Annotated in this window: 14 protein-coding genes, 1 pseudogene and 2 other annotated features; of the genes and pseudogenes, 7 read left to right on the top strand and 8 right to left on the bottom strand. The window is 36.1% G+C overall.

Annotation, left to right across the window (positions count from 1 at the left end):
* Window positions 1–3: 3 nt before the first annotated feature.
* Together ACTQ5K_RS13615 and ACTQ5K_RS13610 are read right to left on the bottom strand one after the other, a co-directional pair.
* Window positions 4–138: a hypothetical protein gene (locus ACTQ5K_RS13615; RefSeq protein WP_285846418.1), complete on the bottom strand. Its 135-nt coding sequence runs from the start codon at window positions 136–138 to the stop codon at window positions 4–6.
* Window positions 138–677, bottom strand: coding sequence for a recombinase family protein (locus tag ACTQ5K_RS13610; protein ID WP_109768687.1), 540 nt, complete (start codon window positions 675–677; stop codon window positions 138–140). The genes ACTQ5K_RS13615 and ACTQ5K_RS13610 overlap by 1 nt, the downstream gene beginning before the upstream one ends.
* Before the next feature lie 144 nt (window positions 678–821).
* On the opposite strand from ACTQ5K_RS13610, the gene ACTQ5K_RS13605 reads away from it, so the two are divergent.
* Window positions 822–2,285: a SulP family inorganic anion transporter gene (locus tag ACTQ5K_RS13605; protein ID WP_031535079.1), complete on the top strand. Its 1,464-nt coding sequence runs from the start codon at window positions 822–824 to the stop codon at window positions 2,283–2,285.
* 19 nt (window positions 2,286–2,304) lie between these two features.
* Window positions 2,305–2,724, top strand: a complete 420-nt coding sequence (locus ACTQ5K_RS13600; RefSeq protein ID WP_031535082.1) for a universal stress protein — start codon at window positions 2,305–2,307, stop codon at window positions 2,722–2,724.
* Between the two features lie 64 nt (window positions 2,725–2,788).
* Here the strand turns inward: ACTQ5K_RS13600 and ACTQ5K_RS13595 are convergent, their stop codons facing one another.
* Together ACTQ5K_RS13595 and aspS are read right to left on the bottom strand one after the other, a co-directional pair.
* Window positions 2,789–3,673 carry an SMP-30/gluconolactonase/LRE family protein gene (locus ACTQ5K_RS13595; protein ID WP_031535084.1) on the bottom strand — a complete coding sequence of 295 codons (885 nt, stop codon included), beginning with the start codon at window positions 3,671–3,673 and terminating at the stop codon, window positions 2,789–2,791.
* 272 nt (window positions 3,674–3,945) lie between these two features.
* Window positions 3,946–5,241 carry an aspartate--tRNA(Asn) ligase gene (gene aspS / locus ACTQ5K_RS13590; RefSeq protein ID WP_441993986.1) on the bottom strand — a complete coding sequence of 432 codons (1,296 nt, stop codon included), beginning with the start codon at window positions 5,239–5,241 and terminating at the stop codon, window positions 3,946–3,948.
* A gap of 163 nt (window positions 5,242–5,404) precedes the next feature.
* Window positions 5,405–5,619 (bottom strand) — a binding site (T-box leader).
* 140 nt (window positions 5,620–5,759) lie between these two features.
* On the opposite strand from aspS, the gene shc reads away from it, so the two are divergent.
* Window positions 5,760–7,652 (top strand): squalene--hopene cyclase, encoded by a 1,893-nt coding sequence (gene shc / locus ACTQ5K_RS13585; protein WP_251627875.1) that lies wholly within the window; start codon window positions 5,760–5,762, stop codon window positions 7,650–7,652.
* 69 nt (window positions 7,653–7,721) lie between these two features.
* On the opposite strand, the gene ACTQ5K_RS13580 is transcribed toward shc, so the two are convergent.
* Window positions 7,722–8,150 (bottom strand): DUF2871 domain-containing protein, encoded by a 429-nt coding sequence (locus ACTQ5K_RS13580; RefSeq protein ID WP_031535088.1) that lies wholly within the window; start codon window positions 8,148–8,150, stop codon window positions 7,722–7,724.
* A 187-nt stretch (window positions 8,151–8,337) separates the two neighbouring features.
* Window positions 8,338–8,586 (top strand) — a binding site (T-box leader).
* A gap of 79 nt (window positions 8,587–8,665) precedes the next feature.
* Here ACTQ5K_RS13580 and ileS point away from each other — a divergent pair.
* From ileS to ACTQ5K_RS13560, 4 genes and pseudogenes are all read left to right on the top strand, one after another.
* On the top strand, window positions 8,666–11,758 hold the full coding sequence (ileS, locus tag ACTQ5K_RS13575) for an isoleucine--tRNA ligase (protein ID WP_251627878.1): 3,093 nt from the start codon (window positions 8,666–8,668) through the stop codon (window positions 11,756–11,758).
* A 145-nt stretch (window positions 11,759–11,903) separates the two neighbouring features.
* A pseudogene (locus ACTQ5K_RS13570) lies at window positions 11,904–12,335 on the top strand (oligoribonuclease); the annotation flags it as partial.
* 712 nt (window positions 12,336–13,047) lie between these two features.
* Window positions 13,048–14,847 carry a group II intron reverse transcriptase/maturase gene (gene ltrA, locus ACTQ5K_RS13565; protein WP_031535091.1) on the top strand — a complete coding sequence of 600 codons (1,800 nt, stop codon included), beginning with the start codon at window positions 13,048–13,050 and terminating at the stop codon, window positions 14,845–14,847.
* A gap of 67 nt (window positions 14,848–14,914) precedes the next feature.
* Window positions 14,915–15,694: a hypothetical protein gene (locus ACTQ5K_RS13560; protein ID WP_441993985.1), complete on the top strand. Its 780-nt coding sequence runs from the start codon at window positions 14,915–14,917 to the stop codon at window positions 15,692–15,694.
* Window positions 15,695–16,174: 480 nt separating this feature from the next.
* Here the strand turns inward: ACTQ5K_RS13560 and ACTQ5K_RS13555 are convergent, their stop codons facing one another.
* The 3 genes from ACTQ5K_RS13555 to ACTQ5K_RS13545 all read right to left on the bottom strand — a co-directional run bounded on the left by ACTQ5K_RS13555 (window position 16,175) and on the right by ACTQ5K_RS13545 (window position 21,603).
* A complete protein-coding gene (locus tag ACTQ5K_RS13555; protein WP_109768652.1) occupies window positions 16,175–16,606 on the bottom strand; it encodes a VOC family protein in 432 nt (143 codons plus the stop codon).
* Window positions 16,607–16,757: 151 nt separating this feature from the next.
* Window positions 16,758–18,827: a PAS domain S-box protein gene (locus ACTQ5K_RS13550; protein WP_109768653.1), complete on the bottom strand. Its 2,070-nt coding sequence runs from the start codon at window positions 18,825–18,827 to the stop codon at window positions 16,758–16,760.
* Between the two features lie 70 nt (window positions 18,828–18,897).
* Window positions 18,898–21,603, bottom strand: a complete 2,706-nt coding sequence (locus ACTQ5K_RS13545) for an ATP-binding protein (protein ID WP_109768654.1) — start codon at window positions 21,601–21,603, stop codon at window positions 18,898–18,900.
* Window positions 21,604–21,783 lie beyond the last annotated feature (180 nt).

Genomic DNA, 21,783 nt, shown 5'->3' with positions numbered 1-21,783 from the left:
TATTTATCTTTCTAAAAAAAAAATCGTTTCTACTTCGACTTGGTCGTTCATTCCTCGGATGAACGACTTATTTCTTGCTTTCGTTCCTTTGATAAACTCTACTTCTGCCTTCCACTCTTTAAAAATGAAATCCCCCATTAATGCTCTAAATACCTATATAATGTAGATTTACTAATTCCTGTTTCTGCTTTTATTTCTTTTAATGTATATTTTTTAGACTGATACATCTCCATTGCTTTTTTTACATTTTCATCCGCTTTTCTCGGTCTTCCACTTGCTTTCCCATGCTGTCTCGCGTATTCCATGCCTTTTTTTGTTCTTTCCCGAATAATCTCATTCTGGAATTCAATTAAATGAGATAGCATTTCAGACAACGAATACTCCTTTTTTCTTTCTGTATCAATATCTTCCTTTATTGATTGTAAATAAGCACCTTTGTCTTCAAGTATTTCTAATAACTCCATCAGATGCCTACTCGAGTCTGCAATGGTAAATAACTGCGCTACAACAATTTTGTCTCCCTTTAATAGAGAGGCTATTACTTCCGATAGCTTTGATCTATTTTTTGCCGAATCATGTTCTTCTTGATACATTTGCTCACATATAGGTTTCAGTATTTTTAACTGCTGCTCGCAGCTAGTATCTGCAATGGTAGGTCGCATATAACCATATTTCATCTTAATTGCCTCCAACATTATCTCTTCTCATTATTATAGATAGAAATTCTCTGCTTGTAAAAACTTTCCCAAAATATATTCCTTTTTGGGAAAAAACATGGTAGACTTCTTTGTATCAAGCAGAAAGATATTGAGGTGAATCATTTGATTGAAAAAATAAAAAAGGAATGGTTTTCAAATATCCGTGGGGATATTTTATCAGGAATGGTCGTTGCTCTTGCATTAATACCAGAGGCGATTGCATTTTCTATCATTGCCGGGGTAGATCCGATGATTGGATTGTATGCCTCTTTTACTATGGCTGTGGTTATTTCGTTTACAGGTGGAAGACCTGGTATGATTTCAGCAGCAACAGGAGCAATGGCATTATTAATGGGGCCATTAGTTAGAGATTACGGATTAGAATATTTATTTGCTGCTACAATCCTTACAGGGATAATTCAGATTATTTTCGGCGTATTAAAAATTGCGAAGCTCATGAAGTTTATCCCGAGAGCAGTGATGATTGGATTTGTTAATGCTTTAGCGATCTTAATTTTTATGGCTCAAGTGCCACATCTTATTAACGTCACAAACATTACTTATTTATTTGTAATCATCACGTTATTAATTGTGTATATCTTGCCGCGATTTTTAAAAGTCATTCCAGCACCACTAATTGCTATTATTATTTTAACCGTTGTTGCTATTTTTGGAAATGTAAATGTAGCTACTGTTGGTGATTTGGGAAAAATTACGCAATCATTGCCATCTTTCTTTATTCCAAATGTACCGTTTTCCTTTGAGACGTTAGCAATTATTTTCCCATATGCGCTAGCTTTATCAATTGTTGGTTTATTGGAATCCTTATTAACTGCTTCTATCGTTGATGATGCAACAGATACAGACAGCAATAAAAACAGAGAAGCAAGGGGACAGGGAATAGCTAATATTGTTACAGGATTTTTTGGCGGAATGGCTGGCTGTGCGATGATTGGTCAATCTGTTATCAATGTGAAATCAGGTGGGAGAGGAAGACTCTCTACATTTGTTGCAGGTGTTTTTCTTATGTTTTTGATAATGGTATTAGGAAGTCTTGTTGTACAAATTCCTATGCCAGTCCTAGTTGGCATCATGATTATGGTGTGTATCGGCACCTTTGACTGGTCTTCCTTCAAGTACTTAGTTACTGCTCCAAAAGGAGATGCAATCGTTATGCTCGTAACCGTGATAATTGTTGTCGCAACCGATAATTTATCCATAGGGGTAATTGCTGGAGTTATTTTAAGTGCTGTCTTATTTGCTGCGAAGATTTCCCATGTGAAGATGCATAAACAGGAAACATCGCAAGGCTACAACTATGCAGTGGAAGGACAACTATTTTTTGCTTCTGTTGATAGCTTTGTTCAAGCATTTGATACAACGATTAAAAACAAACAAATTTCCATTGATTTTACTAATTCTCATGTATGGGATGATTCTGCAGTCGGTGCCATTGATAAAATTGCGTTAAAGCTGAAGGAAAATCAAAATACAGTTACCATTACTGGCTTAGATTCTGCAAGTAAAAAGATTGTAGATAAACTTGCTGTATTTCCCAAACAAAATGCGAAATTATCTGATCACTAACTCAAAAGGAGCGTAAATCATGTATTCTACTATTCTTTTAGCAATTGACGGTTCAAAAAACTCGTTAAGAGCAACAACAGAAGCAGTGAAATTAGCTTCCCTTCAGAAGAATGCTGTAATTACAGTTGTTCATGTCCTAGATATCACTCAATCGAAATATGATGTATTGCACGCTCAAGGGAAGGCTGATTTAGAACTTACTAGGCGGAAAAAATTCGTATCAATGGAAGAATACTTACAATCCAATAATATCGCTTATAATCTACTATTTCTTCATGGAGAGCCGGGTCCTACAATTGTCGAGTATGCAAATCAAAATAGCTTTGACTTACTTGTCATTGGCAGTCGCGGATTAAATTCCTTGCAAGAAATGGTATTGGGAAGTGTTAGTCATAAAGTAATCAAACGAGTAAAATGTCCGGTTTTAGTTGTTAAATAAAAAAAGAGCTAATCAAATGATTATCCTGTTTGATTAGCTCTTTTTTATAGCCAATATCTACGAATTAGTTTTGATATAAATACGTTTTTACCCCTTGAATATGTAGCTTGATTTTATATAACCCTCCTGATTGTGGATACTTTTTTAATTCTTCATCATCCAAACCAGATCTCGCTGTCGTTATATATAACTCATTTAATTTTTCCCCTCCAAATGTACAAGAAGTCACATTCGGTACTGGCAAGCATATTTCACTTAATTTTTCCCCACTCTCTGGATTCCATCTAGACACTCTTCCTCCACCATAATGAGCAATCCATAGCATTCCTTCGCTATCAATTGTCATACCATCTGGGAATCCTTCTTCCTCTGAAAAATCAATAATCTGCTTTGCTTTTCCTAATTTTCCTGTTTCCAAATCATATTCATAACGTGTTACTGTTTGAGCAGGTGTATCAATATGGTATAAGTATTCATTATCACTAGTCCATGCCATGCCGTTCGAAATACTCAAATGACTTATTTTTTCCGTCCATTTTCCTTCATTATCAAGACAGTATAGTGCTGCATCTTTCGTCTTTCCATCTCTGCACATTGTACCTGCCCATAAACGACCATAAGCATCACATTTCCCATCATTAAAACGATTCTGTTTTAAATCTCGCTCTGGATCGCCAATAAACTTTAGTTGCTCTGTTTCTATATTTAAAAGATGAAAGCCATTATCTAATGTAACAATAAATTCTGTATCTTTTGTTATACAAGGGATAACAGCCGATACTTCACGTTCTAGTTGAACCTGTTTGTGCTCACCAGAAATATGGTTATACATATGTACTTTTTTTCCTTCAATATCTACCCAATATAAAATATTGTTTCTAAAATCCCAGCATGGTCCTTCTCCAAGCACAGCTTTTGCATCAAGTACTAATTCTAGATCCTCTATCATATGTTTCCCCCTCCAACTATGTATAATCTATCTCCTTGTCCTATACCTTTTCTAGATAGAAAAGAAACCCATATAATTAAAATTTTATAAAAATATGCTCCTTTTTATGTTTCAATCAATCAAATTCGGGATATTATAATAAAACTAGCTCCTTTCGTAAATGTAGCTCTGCTTTGATTATGTTTTCTAGAAAACATTTTTCCAAATTAACCTACGAATTTACGAGTAAGGGGCTAGTTTTTATTTATGAGTACTAGAATTAAATAACCCTTTTATGGAATAAGCCTATCACAATCTCTCGGAAATGCGCTTGCTTCACGAATATTCCCAAGGTTTAGGAACTTCATTATAATCCGTTCTAAACCAATTCCAAATCCTCCATGCGGTGGAATAGCATATGCAAAAGAATCGATATATGCCTTAAATTCATTCGGATTTAGTCCCTTTTCTCTAAAAGAAGCTATTAGCTCTCCTTTACGATGAATCCTTTGCCCGCCAGAGGTAATTTCACTTCCTTTATATAAAAGGTCAAAAGAATCTGTCAGCTCAGGATTTTCCTTATTTGGCATGGTATACATCGGTCTTGTTGCTCTCGGATAGTTTGTTATAAACACAAAATCACTTCCATATTTATACTTAACATAGTTTCCGATGCATTTTTCCCCTTCTGTATTTAAATCTCCTTCTGGAGAGTCCTTTTGATATGTCTCTTTTAATATAGCCTGTGCTTCTGTTAATGTCATTTTAGGGATTTCGTTCAACACTGGTATGTCGACCTGAAGAACGTCCAGCTGCTTCTGACAACGCTCCTTCACATATTGGAAAACATATTGAAGAACTCGCTTCTCCATCTCCATTACTTCCTCCACATTTTCAATGAATCCCATTTCTACATCTAACGAAATATATTCATTTAAATGTCTAGATGAATTATGCTCTTCCGCCCTATATACAGGGGCAATTTCAAACACCCTTTCAAAGCCCGCTCCTACCATCATTTGTTTATAAAATTGAGGGGATTGTGCTAAATAGGCACTTTTATCAAAATAGTTAAAGGTAAAAACATTTGCCCCGCCTTCTGCTCCTTGTGAAACTATTTTTGGAGTGAAAATTCTGGTAAACCCTTCTTGCATGAGAAAATCTGTAAAACCTTTCACGAACACGGATTGAATCGTAAATATTGCGTTTATTTGTTCATGTCTTAAGGATAGAACTCGATGATTCAGTAAATGATCTAAGCCGACATTCAGTTTTTTCTTATTAATTTCAAATGGCAATAAATCAGCTTCAGCTAGTACGAGGATTTCACTAACTTGAAGTTCCACTCCATTTGCTGTTTTATCTGTTTTTACAAGAATTCCGGTAACTTGAACAACACTCTCTGTCTCTATTTTCACCTGATTCTGCTCTTGCTCTAATACACATTGCAGCAACCCAGTGCGGTCTCTCAATAACAAGAAGCCTACTTTTCCTAGCTGGCGAATCTTTTTCACCCAGCCCTTTAAAACAACCTCTTTACCAATAAGCATATTACACTCAGAAATGAGCACCCTTTTTGAAGATTCCATATAACTGTTCCTCCTAAAGTTAGTAAAATTTTGATTCATATCGTTATCATCATCATCGTCCACGGCACTCACCTCCTTATTAGAAAAGCCCATCAGCCCCTGGGTGCCCAGGGCTAGACACTAAATATTCGTCTAAAAAAAACATAAAAAAATCCGCCCCTATAAAAGGGACGGATTATCCGCGGTACCACCCAAATTGTTTCATACAGAAACCACTTGTATCATAACGGTGATAACCGGTTACCTCTACTAGCATAATACGTTCAAAGTAACACTCACAGATGTCTTCTCCTAAGGCTTTTGCACAATCTTTTCAGCTACCGACTGCTCTCTTTCGAAAAAGGTTCTTAGGGTACTCCTTCTGATCAACATGTTCGCTCCATTAAATTATGTTCATTATAGACCTCTCTCCCCCTAATTTCAACTACTAAAAAAAGAAAATATAAATATTTCTGAATATGACTTTCCTTAAGAAGCATAAAGTTTACTAATACGATGTTACATTTGAGGTGATTATATTGAATACATTTCTCCACTCTGTTGAAAAAGAGCAACAAAAACGCATAAAAGAGCTTGTCGAGCTACAAAAGTCAGACGGTTCTTTTCATTTCCGGTTTCAAGGAAGCTTAATGACAGATGCTTTTTATATCATCACCATTCGAGCATTAAACATTCACACAGAAGAAGAAAACATCCACCTTTTAGCCAAAACACTGCGTAACGCCCAGCATAAAGAAGGCTATTGGAAAGCATATAGCGATGAACCAAACGGCCATCTCTCTGCTACCATAATTGCTTACACTGCCCTATTATATTCTGGCCTTTATGCAAAGGAAGACACACAAATGCAGAAAGCAAAAGCATTTATTTTAAAACACGGCGGCCTAGCGAAGGCTCATTTTATGATAAAATGGATGCTATCCGTGAATGGTCTCTACCCTTGGTCCCATATGATCTACATTCCAATGACATTTTTACTCTTGCCAACCTTTCAGCCTTTCAATTTCTACCAATTTAGTGCCTATGCTCGGATTCACTTCATTCCGATGTTAATAGCAGCCAATAAAAAATTCACAATCCAAACAAAAACCAAGCCACCGCTAGATGACCTATTTGTAAGAGATATAGCTCTTTATCCATCCTTTGATCACCTAGAAGAAGAGCGAAATCCCCTTACATTTCTTTGGAAAGAAATGAAACGAATCGGAAAGTTTCCAGCCTATCTTCATCACTTAGGCTTTCAATCTGCAGAAAAATACATGCTAGATCGATTAGAAGAGGATGGGACACTTTACAGTTATGCGAGTGCAACTTTCTTTATGATCTATGCATTACTTGCCCTTGGCTATAAAAAAAATTCTCCAGTAATTCAAAAAGCAATTGCTGGACTCACATCCCTTATCGATAAAAAAGGTAAGCAAAGTCACCTAGAGAACTCCACCAGCACGGTTTGGGACACAGGCTTAATCAGCTATACATTACAACAAGCTGGAATACCTACTGAATCTACTCCAATAATAAAAGCAACTAATTATTTGCTAGCAAAACAACATACAAAAAAAGGAGATTGGCAGGTTCATAACCCAAATTCGGAACCAGGAGGATGGGGCTTTTCTGATATTAATACGAATAATCCTGACAATGATGATACCTCTGCCGTTTTACGGGCCTTAACCGCAACCGCCTCATCAAACAAAACGGTTCATTACGCTTGGCAAAAAGGCACAAACTATTTATTATCCATGCAAAATAAAGATGGAGGGTGGGCAGCGTTCGAAAAGAATACCGATTGGGACATTCTCAAGATGGTTCCAATCGATAATGCAAAGGATGCTGCCGTGGATCCTTCTACCGCTGATTTAACTGGAAGAGTATTAGAATACTTTGGAAACTTTGCTCATCTTAACGACACACATCCTCATATAAAGCAGGCCGTCAGCTGGTTAATCAATAATCAGGAAAAAAACGGCTCTTGGTATGGCAGATGGGGTGTTTGTTATATTTACGGGACTTGGGCAGCACTTACAGGGTTAACAGCAGTTGGCATGAAACCAAATCACCCAGCAATCCAAAAAGCAATTGGTTGGCTGAAAAAAATCCAACACTCCAATGGAGGATGGGGAGAATCTTGTAGGAGCTGTGAAACTTCCATCTATGTTCCTCTACCATTTAGCACGGAATCACAAACAGCTTGGGCTGTTGATGCCTTAATTGCGGCAGGAGAAGGAGCAAGCAAAGAAGTGAAAAGGGGAATTCGTTACTTACTAGACGAAAAGAAAGAGGAACGCGCCATTACTTATCCTACAGGTATTGGGTTACCGAAACAATTCTACATTTATTATCATAGTTATAATAAGATTTTTCCTTTATTGGCTCTTTCCCATTATATAAACAAGGAGGCGCATAGTTGATCATGAATCTAGAATGTTTTTTCCGAAGCAAATTTATCATTCTTATAAACTTCGGAAAAACATTTTTTCCTATTTCGTTCGAATATTCTCGCTATGATTCTTTCTCAAAAGAAGGAAAAAAATCACTAAACCAATAGTTATAGAAATATGCCCTAATCCGGCAATTCCAGAGATGGCAGAATCTAAACCGCTGGATAAATCAAATTCAAGCACTTGCAGAGTTCCTCTTATCACCATTAATGTAATCGTTGATAGTAAACCAATATTATAAAAATAAAAGAACAAATCAAAATTTTTAAGTGTATGTATTTTCATCGTATAACAGAATAAATAGACGATTAGCATGATCATCATTCCTAAAGCAAACGAGTGAGTATGAACAACAGAGAGCTGCGTTTCCCCTGTGAAATCTCTCATTTTCGTAAACTCTCTATAGTAAACGCCACTAACTAAACCTAAAATTGTATAAAAGAAGGCTATATTCAATACTTTTTTCATCTCTCTACTTCCTTTCAAACCTAATAATCACTACCTACCATTCTAACAAAATACCAATCGGGATACTATGACAGTTTTGTGGCTAAAAAATCCTATTTATCCGGCTTTCCTCCTTTGCTTGATATAGGCAAATGTCCCTTGAAATTCTCCATTAAAAGTGCTATCCTATACAAAACATTCCAATTCATAGAAATCAATGAAGAGAAAAAGTACGTTTTGATATCCCTTTTAGCGAGCTGGGTATGGTGAAAGCCAGTAAGGTAACCGAAACGAAAAAATCATCTCTGAGATGCAAGGCTGAACAACTAGTAAGTCTTGACGGATTTCCACCGTTAAAAGGAACACGTATGATAGTACGTTGACTAAGCGCTGTTTGTTTTTTGTCAAACAGAATTTGGGTGGTAACGCGGGTTATGATAATACACTCGTCCCTTACTAAAGGGACGGGTGTTTTTTTTTTTCCTAAAAATATCTTTCTATACTGGAATGTTTATTAAATAGATGGAGGGATATAGATGGAAGTACAAAAAGAAACAGACAGAGCTCGTGAAAAAAGAATCCTGGCCTATTGGGAGGAAGAACAAATTTTTCCAAAGTCAATCGAACAGCGCAATAACAATGACACCTTTGTTTTTTACGAAGGACCACCAACTGCCAACGGCCTCCCACACGTCGGTCATGCACTTGGAAGAACCATCAAAGACATCATCGCAAGATTTCAAACAATGAACGGCAAACAAGTCATTCGTAAAGCAGGCTGGGATACACATGGACTTCCTGTTGAATTAGGGGTCGAAAAGGCGCTAGGTATTTCTGGAAAACAAGAAATTGAGAACTATGGCATTATTCCTTTTATTGAAAAATGTAAAGATAGTGTATTTTCCTATGAAAAACAATGGCGAACCTTTACAGAGGAATTAGGATATTGGGTTGATATGGATCATCCCTACATGACCATGAGTAATGAATACATCGAATCGGTTTGGAATATCCTTGGTACTATTCACGAAAAAGGCTGGTTATATAAAGGGCATCGCGTTTCACCATACTGCCCAAGCTGCCAAACCTCCTTGAGCTCACATGAGGTCGCACAAGGCTATAAAGATGTAAAAGACTTGAGTGCAACAGTTAAATTTAAGCTTGCCACAAAAGAAAACGAATATATACTCGGTTGGACAACGACTCCTTGGACATTGCCAGCAAATGTCGCCTTAGCGGTTCACAAAGATTTAGACTATGTTAGAGTAAAAGTAGGAGAGGAAATATTCATCGTTGCAAAAGATAGATTACAGCCGGTAATCGGCTTAGAAGGGGAAGTCCTTGAAACTTTGAAGGGATCAACATTAGTAGGACTTTCCTATACAGCACCATTTTCATACGTTCAAGTGGAAAAAGGGCACACCATTCATCATGGTAATTTCGTCACAAACGATAGCGGAACAGGAATTGTCCATATCGCTCCAGCGTACGGTGAGGATGACTATCGTCTTGTGCAGACAAACAATCTTTCTTTTGTCCATGTAGTGGATGAAAGGGGAAGGTACAAGGAAAGCATTACACCATTAGCCGGTTCCTTTGTAAAAGACGGGAAGGTTGATGTAGAGATAATCAAGCTACTCCATCAAAAAGGATTGTTATTCCATAAAGAGAAATATGAACATTCTTACCCGCATTGCTGGCGCTGCGACACACCGCTTTTGTATTATGCCACAGAAAGCTGGTTTATTAAAACAACTGCTGCAAAGGAAAGGTTGGTTGCCAAAAACCAAGAAGTAACTTGGTACCCTGAGCATATAAAGAATGGTCGATTTGGAAATTTCCTCGATGGTTTAGTTGATTGGAATATTAGTCGTAATCGATATTGGGGAACTCCCTTAAATGTTTGGCAATGCACATCCTGTCAAAAGGAGATTGCTCCCAAAAGCATTTCTGAGGTAAAAAACTATAACAAAACTCCGATTGATGATGTGGAATTGCACAAACCATATGTAGATGAACTTGTCTTTACTTGTCCATCCTGCAGTGGAGATATGTACCGGACACCTGAGGTAATTGATGTATGGTTCGATAGTGGCTCCATGCCCTTTGCCCAATATCATACCCCATTTGAAAATAGCGAACTGTTTCAAAAACAGTTTCCAGCAGATGTTGTTGTAGAAGGCATTGATCAAACAAGAGGATGGTTTTATTCTCTTTTAGCAGTTTCTGTCCTTTATTCGGGAGAAGTTCCCTATAAAAATGTTCTTGCCACAGGGCATGTATTAGATGAACTCGGACAAAAAATGTCCAAAAGTAAGGGGAATGCACTAAATCCGATTGAGCTTATCCAAACATATGGTGCAGACGCTCTGCGATGGGCGCTTGTTGCAGATAGCGCTCCATGGAACCAAAAAAGATTCTCAGAAAAAAATGTCCAAGAAGCAAAATCAAAAATGATTGATACATTCTTAAGTTTATTTCATTTCTACTCTTTATACGCAGAAATTGATCACTTTGATCCGAAATTGCCAAAGATCAAAAACATTCCTATCATGGACCGTTGGATTCTCTCTCGATTAACGACAACAACGGTTGTGGTAAAAAACGAGATGGAAAATTATCAGCTTACAAATGCAGCCAGAAAAATCGGGGAATTAATGGATGACGTGAGCAATTGGTATATTCGCAGAAATCGAGAACGATTTTGGATAGCAGGAATGCCAGAAGATAAAGTTTCTGCTTTTCAAACCCTTTATACAGTATTAATTCGTTTATCACAATTATTGGCTCCATTTATTCCTTTTACTTCTGAAAGCATTCATCTTGCTTTAACAGGGAAAAGTGTCCACTTAACTAGCTTTCCTTCTACTATTTCAAAATGGAGAGATAAGCAATTAGAGGAGCAAATGGAAAAAGTGAAAGAAGTGGTGGAGCTAGGGAGAAGCCTTCGTCACCGTTATCAAATAAAAACAAAACAACCGTTAGCAACTTTACTGATTGTGTCCGCAAACAATAACGAAGCTATCGAATTTTTACAGTTTGAGTCGATTATAAAAGATGAACTGAATGTGAAACACATCAACTGGGTAGATTCTGCCGATGATTACGTTCATTATTCCCTAAAGCTTGATTTTAAAAAGGCAGGACCTAAGTTAGGGAAAAACGTAAAGAGTGCAAAAGATATATTACAGAATGCTACAGAAGAACAAATAAATTTCTTTCTAAATAAAGGATATTTAACTGTTAAACTAGAAAGTAAAGAAAGCATTACCTTAACAGAAGAAGAAGTAATACTCCAAAGAAAGACGAATTTGCCTGGTTATGAAGAGGCCTCCAATAAACATTTCACCGTGATGCTCGATACTACTATATCGGAAGCATTAAAAAAGGAGGGAAATATCAGGGAACTCATTCGGTCTATTCAGGATTTGCGAAAAGATAAAAATCTGCCTATTGATAAAAAAATCGATTTATTTATTGATGGGTCTACCACTTTTATCAAAACAATGAAAGAATATGATTTTCTTATCCATAAAGGAGTTATTATTCATCAGCTTTTCTTTGAAAGAATAGAGAATATGAAAGAAATTCAAATAGACGGCGAAAATGTATACATTGGCATGAAATAACCATATCAAGGCTGTCTCAAAGCTAGGTGAAAACCTATTTGAGACACCTTTTTTCTTTTCATTAGAAGTTTTTCTAAAAGAAATTGGCTGTTAGCTGTTCTATTTTTTCCATATTAGATTATACTATTGGGCAGGGGTGAAAAAAATGTACAAACTATTATCGCATAATGACCTTGATGGGGTCGGCTGCGGCATTATTGCAAAACTTGCTTTCGGAGAGGACGTAGAGGTTCGTTATAACTCCGTTTCTTTTCTGAACCAAGAAGTAGAAAAGTTCTTAGATCAAAAAACAGAAGATACCTTTCTCTTTATTACCGACCTTTCTGTCAATGAAGAAAATACGATTCGACTAGATGACTATTATAAAAAGGGTGGAAAAGTACAACTTATTGACCATCATAAGACAGCTCTTCATTTAAATGATTTTGAATGGGGCTTTGTGTCTGTTCAAGATGATGAAGGAACACTAACAAGTGCCACTTCTTTATTATATGAATACCTTGTCAAAAATGAATATATGAGTCCCTCTCCAGCCATTGCAGAATTTGTTGAGTTAGTAAGACAATATGATACATGGGGTGCGATGCGTTCTCCTATAACAGCATAAAAAGCTGGAAATGGAGGGGCTAACAAGTCTTAAAGACAATGTTAGCAACAACTGATTCCTTGAAAAGTGGAATGAGGTTTATCATGTCGAACCGAAGCACTTTCCTTAATACTCCAACATGCGTATGGCTCTGATAGAAGTCATGGGTGTGAAGCTTGGTGAAGTCGGCTGAATGTAACCTAAGTAGTCTATAAATGGATTATATGGTTACAGATAGGTCGGAGGGCTATAAAACGGATATGGTGAGAATGATTCATAAGAATCTGACGAAGTTGCGAATGTAAGGGTCTAGATGTCGAAGTGGTACGAAAGTCCACTGCCACTATTGTGGCGTGCAATACCGAAAAGTAGGTTTCCCATGGGACGAAATTCGGGATAGTGAACAATGACACTATAATGTGCACAGGCTTATAGTAACCACCTAAGTCCGTATGGTAACAGCTAAAGGAATCGGAACGTAGAAAGCAAGGAACACTTATTAAACACCTATCAGTGGAGTGTTACATGGCAACATGTTTAATCCTTGTGAGAGTAGGGGCACAGTACCAATGAAACGTGTAATGAACGTGGAGGGATAGCCCCAAGTCTTTCTGAATATAGTTAGTTAAATTATCTAAAAGTGAACTTCATCGGTCGAGTAGGAATGTGGGAACTAAGCACAGGAATTTGGTGATTAGCCACAATGAAGACGACTTTACGTCAATGGGAATACTATTCAATGACGGAAACATTCTCTACCTTGTACAAAGAAAGTCAAAAAGATAAGAAATTCAACAGACTTTATGAACTAATAATATCTGAAGAAAATATCCTTCTGGCTTACAGGAAAATCAAGAAAAACAAGGGTTCTGGGACACCTGGGACGGATACTTACACGATTGAAGAATATAAAAACATCGGTAAAGATGATTTTATAAGAACAATTCGTAAATCTCTAAACAACTACAAGCCGAAACCAGTTAAAAGAGTTTTGATTCCCAAAGAAAATGGTGATACAAGACCTTTAGGGATACCTACAATGTTGGATAGATTAATCCAACAAATGATTAAGCAAATTTTAGAACCAATTGCCGAGGCAAAATTCTTCAAACATAGTTATGGTTTTAGACCACTAAGAAGTGCACATCATGCAATATCAAGATGTAACTTTCTAGTCAAAACTGCAAAATTGCAGTATGCAGTAGATATGGACATCAAAGGATTCTTTGATAATGTAAACCATAGGGTTCTCATCAAGCAATTATGGAATATGGGAATTCAAGACAGAAGAGTTCTTGTGATAATTGGAAAAATTCTAAAAGCGCCAATCAGAAATGTAGGAATACCAACAAAGGGTACTCCTCAGGGAGGAGTTCTTTCACCACTACTATCCAACATAGTTTTACATGATTTAGATATGTGGATAGCAAGTCAATGGGAAGACCATCCCTCACATTTCGATTACTCAACTAACAGTCACAGAAACCATGCGTTGAAGAAAACCAAACTCAAACAAGGTTATCTTGTAAGATATGCGGATGACTTCAAAATCTTAACTACAGATGTTAAGACAGCATACAAATGGTATCATGCAGTTAGACTTTATCTGAAAGATAGATTGAATTTGGATATTTCACCTGAAAAGTCCAAAGTAATAAATCTTAGGAAACAAGGGACAGAGTTCTTGGGTTATCGAATTAGGGCAGTTAAACATAAAAGTGGTTTTGTCACTCGTAGTGATGTCAGAGATAAAAGTATCAAGAGAATAAAGGCACGAGGCAGAGAAATAATTTTAGAAATACGAAACTCTCCAACAGCAGGAAATATTCAGAAATGGAATAGTTTTGTTTTAGGAGTTCATGGATACTTCAAGCATAGTTCGTTGGTATCCATAGTATTTGCAAGAATTGCCTACGACCTATCTCGACTGCAATACAATCGTTTTCGTCCGATTGGAAAGTTTGTGTCAACCGCAAATGCACCGCCTTCGTATAAAAAGTTCTATGGTAAAAATAATGCAAAGACTTGGAAAATCAGTGGAAGGTTTTTATACCCAATAACGGATATTAAATTCAGTCCAGCTATGAACTTTAACCAAAATCTTACGGTTTTCACCGAACGGGGAAGACAGTTGATTCATAGTAAACTACAAGCGGATATTGGGTATCAAATAACGATACTCGCTAAACATCAATTTGTAGGATATAGTCTTGAATTTATGGACAATAGAATTTCAAGATACAGTATGGTACAGGGCAAATGTGAAATTACTGGAGAATTCTTAGAAGCCGATTTAGTACATTGCCATCATTTTATTCCTTCAGATATCGGTGGTACGGATGAGTACAAAAATCTAAGAATTATTCATGTTGATGTACACAAATTAGTACATGCAACGGATAGCAATACAATTCAGCGATTGAAAAATGGACTAAACTTAAACACAAACCAATTGAACAAGTTAAACTCATATCGCAAGGTTTGTAACTTAGAGATGATTTAATCTAACAAGAAAGATGGAACGCCGTATGCGGTGAAAATCGCACGTACGGTGTGGAGCAGGGGAAAGGATGGAGATAACCTCAAAATCCCACCTATTGCTATATTGGGAAAAAAACAATAATCTAGCAGCACAACGTTTAAACGCACTTTTTTATCTTATTTCTTTTGACGAATTCGTTGAAAAAATGGTAACACGCTTAAAGGTAAATGATCACTTCTTTTTTGATGAGTTAGAAGTACAAATACTAGATATGGAAGAGAAAAAAATTGACCGTTATATTCGCCGCAAAAGACGGGAACTTGTCCAAAAAGAAATTGACGGTTTATATGCAGGCGTGGTTTATGCTGAACAATATCATTCTGAATTAGGGAATGAACTTGGAAAGGAATATCCTCATTTAGATTACATAGCAATTGTTAATATTGGCGGAAAAAAACTTGGTTTCCGTACAATTCATGACCATGTTGATGTATCAAAAGTAGCAGGCACCTATGGAGGTGGCGGTCATGTAAAGGCTTCTGGCTGCAACTTAACCGATAAGGCTTACCAAAATTACTGCTTAGATACCTTTGCATTAGAACCACTACGTGAAGATCCGAAAAAGAATGAATACAATAAGAAGGATTCTCCACTTGGTACCCTATTTGAAAACAAGCAGGACGAAGTGTTCTTCCTTTATCAGGTGAGCAGAAACCAGTGGGCCATTAACCATAAAAAAACAAAGCTCCAACAAACATTTTCTACCTTCTTGCAAGGAGAAATTTTCCTACGCAGAAATTATGGAGTATGGCTGGCAAGAGATGATAAATATATTCGTTATGTGATGGACTTTGTAAAGCATAAATAGTAGGTAAAAAAAACCAATGGGAAATCCATTGGTTTTTTGTTAATTGAGGTTGGGACAAAACTAAATTACTAATCTTTAAAGACGAACAATCTTTCATTTAGCTCTTAAATAAAGCTACTTTCTCATGTATCTATGTTTTAAATATAGTCAAGTGTAAAACTAAGTCGTTCCATTGCGCTACAGACGCACGATGCGCCGGGGAGAAAGCTAAGCCTCCCTCGATGCGTCGGGGTCTCAGCCTTTCCTCTATTTCCCGCAGGAGTCGAGCGTCCTCTGCTCCATTATACTTCGTTTTTTAAACCTTTTCTAAAAAAACAAACACGAACTTTTAAGTAATTTAATTACATTTTAGTTCGTGTTTGTTGTTGGTTGAAATACTTATGTCCCAGCCTCTTATGTTAATTAAATTTCTCAAGTCCATTTAGCAACTACTCCTGCCATCCAAGGGCTAATCTTAACGGCAGCCCTCTGCATTTCTTCTTAAAAATCAATCATTGATCCTCTTTCATCAAAAATAGAACTCGGATTCCAAGCTACTTCCCAAAGATTATTTTCTGGATCTGCGAAATAAGAGGTTCTGCCGCCCCAAAAAGCATCACTTGGCTCTCTAAGGATTTTCCCGCCTGCCATTCTTACCTTTTCCATAACACTATCTATTTCCTCTGCTGCATTTACATTGATAGCAAAAGTAACTCCCCTAAAGCCTTCGATCGGACTTTGAAGCTCCACCCCAGCATCCTTCGCCAATTCCTCTAAAGGAAACAATGTTAAGAAAACACCAGCCGTCTTAAAAACAGCATATTCATCTGAGCTAGCTTCCGTTTCCTCCCATCCTAGAAGTTGATAAAACTTACGCAATTCTGGTAATCTCAAAGCTCCTAATGTTAGTAATGAAACCCTTTGTGGAACCATACAAATCCCCACCTTCTCCCTATTTTATATATATAAGTTCGATGGTTCTGCAAGATTTTCCTTTAAAAATATTTCGCTATTACAAAAAGGCTTCTTATTACTAAACAGAGCGAAAATCATCCAAAAAAAAAGAAAAATAGAAGACTGCTAACTAAGCCAATCCCAATTTTCCTTGCTCTATTTCAAAATATACCGAGAATTTCGTCCCCTTCTCGCTCGTCTGAACATTTATTCTTGCCATATGACGTTCTGCTATTCGATAACACACAGCAAGTCCCAGTCCTGTACCATTGTCCTTCGTTGTAAAAAAAGGTGTTCCTAGCTTCTTTAATATTTCCTCATCGATCCCATTACCACCATCAATGATTTCTAACACAAGATGCTTTCCTTTACAGAATGTTCTTATTGTAAGAATTCCTTCTGCCTCCATTGCCTCTAATCCATTTAATGCTAAATTAAGTAAAAGCTGCCTTATTTCTTTCTCATCCAAATAGAGTTCTGGGCAAACACCCAATTGAAGAATAACTTTTTTTCCTGTCAATAAGGCTTCTGCATTAATTAATGGAAATATGATTTCAATAATTCTATTTAACGAATATCGCCTCTTATCACTTGTCTTGTTTTTAGCTAACGTAAGAAATTCCTTGATTATCTTATTAGCCCGATCCAATTCATCAATCATTAATTCCATATGTTCTAATGACAGATTGGATGGATTAGATTTTCCTATTTGTAGGAATCCATGAACTGTTGTCATTGGGTTTCTAATTTCATGTGCAATGCCCGCAGCCATTTCTCCAACTAGATTTAATTGATCTAGCCTTGCCATTTCTTTTTCAAAAGCCAATCTTTCTGTTATATCATTTAATACAATTAACACACAATTTTTATTCTGAATCGTTATTATTTCGGTAGATAATAATCCCTGCTTTTGTTCTCCATTTTTTATCGTAAAAATGACTCTTTGATTTTTTAAAGGGAACTGCCAATCTTCTTCATAAAAGTTTTCTTCCATACCATTTACATCTTTAAAAATCTCCCAATGGTAGCCTTCTTCCTTAAGCTCATCCATCGTATATCCTGTGCTTTTCACCCAATTTTTATTTACAGCAATAAAAGTTGGATCTTGCAGGGAACGAATTGCCATCAAGCATGGACTTGCTTCAAATATTTGCCGGAAACGTCCTTCTGAAAGCATTAGATCATCTGTTACCTTCGATTTTTCTTCTCGTTCTCTATGTAGCTTATGATTCATGGATAACAGTTCTAGCGTCCTTTCTTCCACGGCATGTTCTAGTTGATCCACTTGTTGCTTTCTTAAGCGTTCTACCTCTTTTCTTTCGGAAATATCACGAATTGTACAAACAAATAGTTGGTAATCTTCAACCATTGCGTCCCCAATATATAGATCTACAGGAAATACAATATTATTTTTTCGTTTAGCTTTTGCTTCTATCATTCTACCAATAAAATTTGGAACTAACATATCAAAGGTAATAGGTGTCTCTATAGAAACCTCTGATTCAATCGAATGTAAAAGCACTTCAATAGAAGAACCGATTAAATCTTCTTCTACATAGCCAAACATTCTTCTTACACTTGGATTTACACTAATAATTGTTCCTTCTTCATCAAAAGTAACAATCGTATCCTGCAATGCTTTCTGTAAGATAGAAGAGAAGACTGCATTTTTAGTTAAATCCATTTTGGTTATTCTTAGTTCCTTATTCATTTTTTCCAATTCAGATGTTGTTTGCCAGTTCATCTCATGGAGGCTTTTCGTATGACTTTCATAGATTTGAACAAACTGAGCTACTTTGCTTTTCAACGCTTCTGGATTGAATGGCTTTACAATATAATCAATGGCACCTACTTGATATCCTTGCATAATATGTTGCATATCTTGGCTGATAGCGGTAATAAAAATAATAGGAATATGACGGGACTTTTTTCGTTCTTTAATCAATTTTGCTGTTTCAAAACCATTTAGCCCTGGCATTTGGACATCTAACAAAATAACAGCAAAATCATATGTCAAAATGAATTTTAAAGCATCTTCCCCTGATTTTGCAAAAACTAAATGATACTGAGGATTGTTTAACACTGCTTCTAACGCTAAGAGGTTTTCTTGTAAGTCATCTACCATTAAAATATAGATTGGTTCCGATACTGAAGCAGATAGATTTTTCTTTTGTTCTATAGATTGAGCCGAATACTGCATAATTATATTTGAGCCTCCTATCTATTAACAAGCCATTTACTAACGTTTCCTGAATATCAGTATCGTCCCTCTATTCTTTATAAAGCCAAACTTGAATGAGCGAATATAACTGTTCCAAGTTTACTGGTTTACTAATATAATCAGATGCACCCGCTTCTATACATTGTTCTCGATTATGTTTCATCGCTTTTGCAGTTATTGCGATAATGGGCAATGTTTTAAACTCCTCCTTTTCCCTTATAATTGATATAGCTTCTAAGCCACTCATTTCAGGCATCATAATATCCATTAATACAAGATCAACGTCCGGATTTGCTTCTAAAAGACTTATGCCATCCCTGCCATTTTCCGCATAAAGGATATCAATATTATACTCTTCCAATGCAGCATGGATGGAAAAAATATTACGGATATCATCATCTATAATTAATACCTTTTTCCCTTTTAAATTAGCGTTCTCATTAGAATGGATTGTATCGATTACTTCTCCATTGGCTACAGCAGTATGTCGATAGCTCTCTTCCTTTAACAATCTCTCATTAACTAATACCGCATCCTTCTGTTTTTGGCCCATTATAGGTAAATAGATAGAAAAAGAACTTCCCATCCCTTCCATACTGGTTGCCTCCAATCTACCTCCTAGCAAATGAGTAATTTCCTTACAGATTGACAACCCCAGACCTGTACCCCCATATCTTCTACTAATTGTTCCATCTGCCTGCTTGAAAGGCTCAAATATTATGTCCATTTTCTCCTTTGGAATTCCAATTCCAGTATCCTTTACGGTGAAAGATACTACTCCTTCATTAGTTTTAGCCAAATTTGTAGAATTTTCCAATCGAATTAGCAATTCTATCCTGCCATTTTCCGTAAATTTAAAAGCGTTTGACAATAAATTTTTTAATACCTGGTTCAGACGATGGGCATCTGTTTCAATAAAAGTAGGAACCTCTTCCTCCATTTTTATAGCAAAATCAAGTTTTTTCTTATTGGCAATAGGAGCAAATTGGTTTTTCAGACAATATTGAATCTCCTCCATTTTTACTGGTTCTACTAATATTTCCATTAATCCTGTCTCTATTTTTTCTAAATCCAATATTTCATTGATCAATCTTAATAATTCATTTCCAGAAAAATAAATGGTCTGCAAATATTGCATTTGTTTTGCATTTAAATTTTCATTTTCTTTTTCCACTAACATTTGTGATAAAATTAACATGCTATTTAAAGGGGTTCTAAGTTCATGAGACATATTTGCCAAAAACTCAGATTTATATTGGGCGCTATAGACTAACTGTTCCGCTTGTTCCTCTAACTCTTTCCCTATTTTTTCAAGTTCTATATTTTTCTCCTCTGAAACTCGATATTGTGTCTGTAGTTCCTCATTAATCGCCATTAATTCCTGCTGCTGAGCCTGTAACTCTTCTGATTGACTTTGCAGCTCCTCTGTTAAACGTTGCTCATCCTCCAATAATCGCTTAACTTCTAGTCGATTGATAATCCCGTGAATGGATATACCTAAATATTCCACCACCTCTTTAAGCAATCGTTGTTTAACAGGTCTAAAATATTGTAAAGACGCAAGTTCCACAATGGCTAATACTTTTCCTTCATAGGAGATTGGATAAATAAGAACTTGTTTTGGTTCTGCTTCTCCTGAACCAGATTTAATCTTTATGTATTCTTTCGGAATGTCTATTAAACTGATACTTTTATTTTCCTTCGCTGCTTGTCCTACTAATCCTTCTCCTAGCTGAATAATCGGGGACCTTCCTTGGTCATGGAAGGCATATTGAGCTATTTCTTCTAGATAGTGCGCTTGTTCCTTTTTATTTATTTGATAAAAGATGCCATATTGTGCTCCAACTGCTGGTGTAATCTGACTAATAAAATAATCAGCAAGCGACTCCATTGTTTCTACCATTGAAAAACCAGTTGTAATTTCTGCCAAACGTGAATCTAACCAACTTTTTTCTTCTGCTTTTGCCCTGCTTTCTATTTCATCTTTGGAATACTTTTCTAAAGTCGTTACCATTTCATTAAAAGCACGCGCAATTTCTCCTACTTCATCCTTTGAATCAATTTCTAATCGGGGAAATTTTATTCCCTTTTTATAAGAGACTCCAGACATGACAGTAGTGACTTTATTTAAGTTTCTTGTTAACCCTCTTATTAAATAAATGGCAATAGAAATACTGCTGACAACTCCAACAATTATATAAATATATGTCATCACTACAACGATATCGTAGGTTTTCTTTGAACTTTCTAAATCATCTTGCATATCCTTAAGTTGTATCGAATATAGAGAGTTAGCAATTTCTAACAGCCTACTTTTTTCATCATTTTCTCTGGTCCAAAAATCCGAATTCATTTTTTTGTCTTCTGCTTCCACTATTTGCTGACCCCTTTCTTCAAAGACATCATAAATGGTCGAAAACTGTACTAATAATTCCTGCGTTTCTTCTCTTTTGTCTTGATCTATCAAGAAATTGTAAGCTTTATTTATTTCCTTACGTGTTTCTTCCATTTGACTAATTGTTCTATCATTTAAATCTTTAGACGATTGCGAGGACAATTCATTGATTTCTCTACTTAAGTTATTAATTTCATTTTTTAAAATATATGCAGCATCTATTCTTTCTGTCTTTTCATTAACAAGTACATGCATGTTGTCATTTTGCTGCCGAAGCATACCCATAAGTACAATAATTAGAATGGTAATTAAAACAAAGATAATTCCTAAACCAAAATAAAGCTTTGTACTAAATCTCATGTATCCTCCTATTAATCTACCAATTTAAAAAGAAAGCTACGTTCAAACTGGTCATAATTTATTTAAAAGTTATGAAAATAATACCATTATACAAAAATTATATGTTAAACATGACAAGGATACAATATGATAATTGGATAAAAATTGAAGTTAATAGAAGAACAATCAAATGTTGGGAGC

Source organism: Niallia sp. Sow4_A1 (assembly GCF_052116745.1).
GTDB lineage: Bacteria > Bacillota > Bacilli > Bacillales > Cytobacillaceae > Niallia > Niallia hominis.
Note: the sequence above shows the minus strand (reverse complement) of the source record. Positions and strands in the feature narration are given on the sequence as shown.

Excerpts from the sequence above, each read along its gene's own strand:
- ileS (WP_251627878.1), top strand. The coding sequence starts at position 8,666 with ATGGAAGTACAAAAAGAAACAGACAGAGCTCGTGAAAAAAGAATCCTG.
- ACTQ5K_RS13600 (WP_031535082.1), top strand. The coding sequence starts at position 2,305 with ATGTATTCTACTATTCTTTTAGCAATTGACGGTTCAAAAAACTCGTTA.
- ACTQ5K_RS13545 (WP_109768654.1), bottom strand. The coding sequence starts at position 21,603 with ATGAGATTTAGTACAAAGCTTTATTTTGGTTTAGGAATTATCTTTGTT.
- ACTQ5K_RS13555 (WP_109768652.1), bottom strand. The coding sequence starts at position 16,606 with ATGGTTCCACAAAGGGTTTCATTACTAACATTAGGAGCTTTGAGATTA.
- ltrA (WP_031535091.1), top strand. The coding sequence starts at position 13,048 with ATGAAGACGACTTTACGTCAATGGGAATACTATTCAATGACGGAAACA.
- ACTQ5K_RS13580 (WP_031535088.1), bottom strand. The coding sequence starts at position 8,150 with ATGAAAAAAGTATTGAATATAGCCTTCTTTTATACAATTTTAGGTTTA.
- ACTQ5K_RS13615 (WP_285846418.1), bottom strand. The coding sequence starts at position 138 with ATGGGGGATTTCATTTTTAAAGAGTGGAAGGCAGAAGTAGAGTTTATC.
- aspS (WP_441993986.1), bottom strand. The coding sequence starts at position 5,241 with ATGGAATCTTCAAAAAGGGTGCTCATTTCTGAGTGTAATATGCTTATT.
- ACTQ5K_RS13550 (WP_109768653.1), bottom strand. The coding sequence starts at position 18,827 with ATGCAGTATTCGGCTCAATCTATAGAACAAAAGAAAAATCTATCTGCT.
- ACTQ5K_RS13560 (WP_441993985.1), top strand. The coding sequence starts at position 14,915 with ATGGAGATAACCTCAAAATCCCACCTATTGCTATATTGGGAAAAAAAC.
- ACTQ5K_RS13595 (WP_031535084.1), bottom strand. The coding sequence starts at position 3,673 with ATGATAGAGGATCTAGAATTAGTACTTGATGCAAAAGCTGTGCTTGGA.
- ACTQ5K_RS13610 (WP_109768687.1), bottom strand. The coding sequence starts at position 677 with ATGAAATATGGTTATATGCGACCTACCATTGCAGATACTAGCTGCGAG.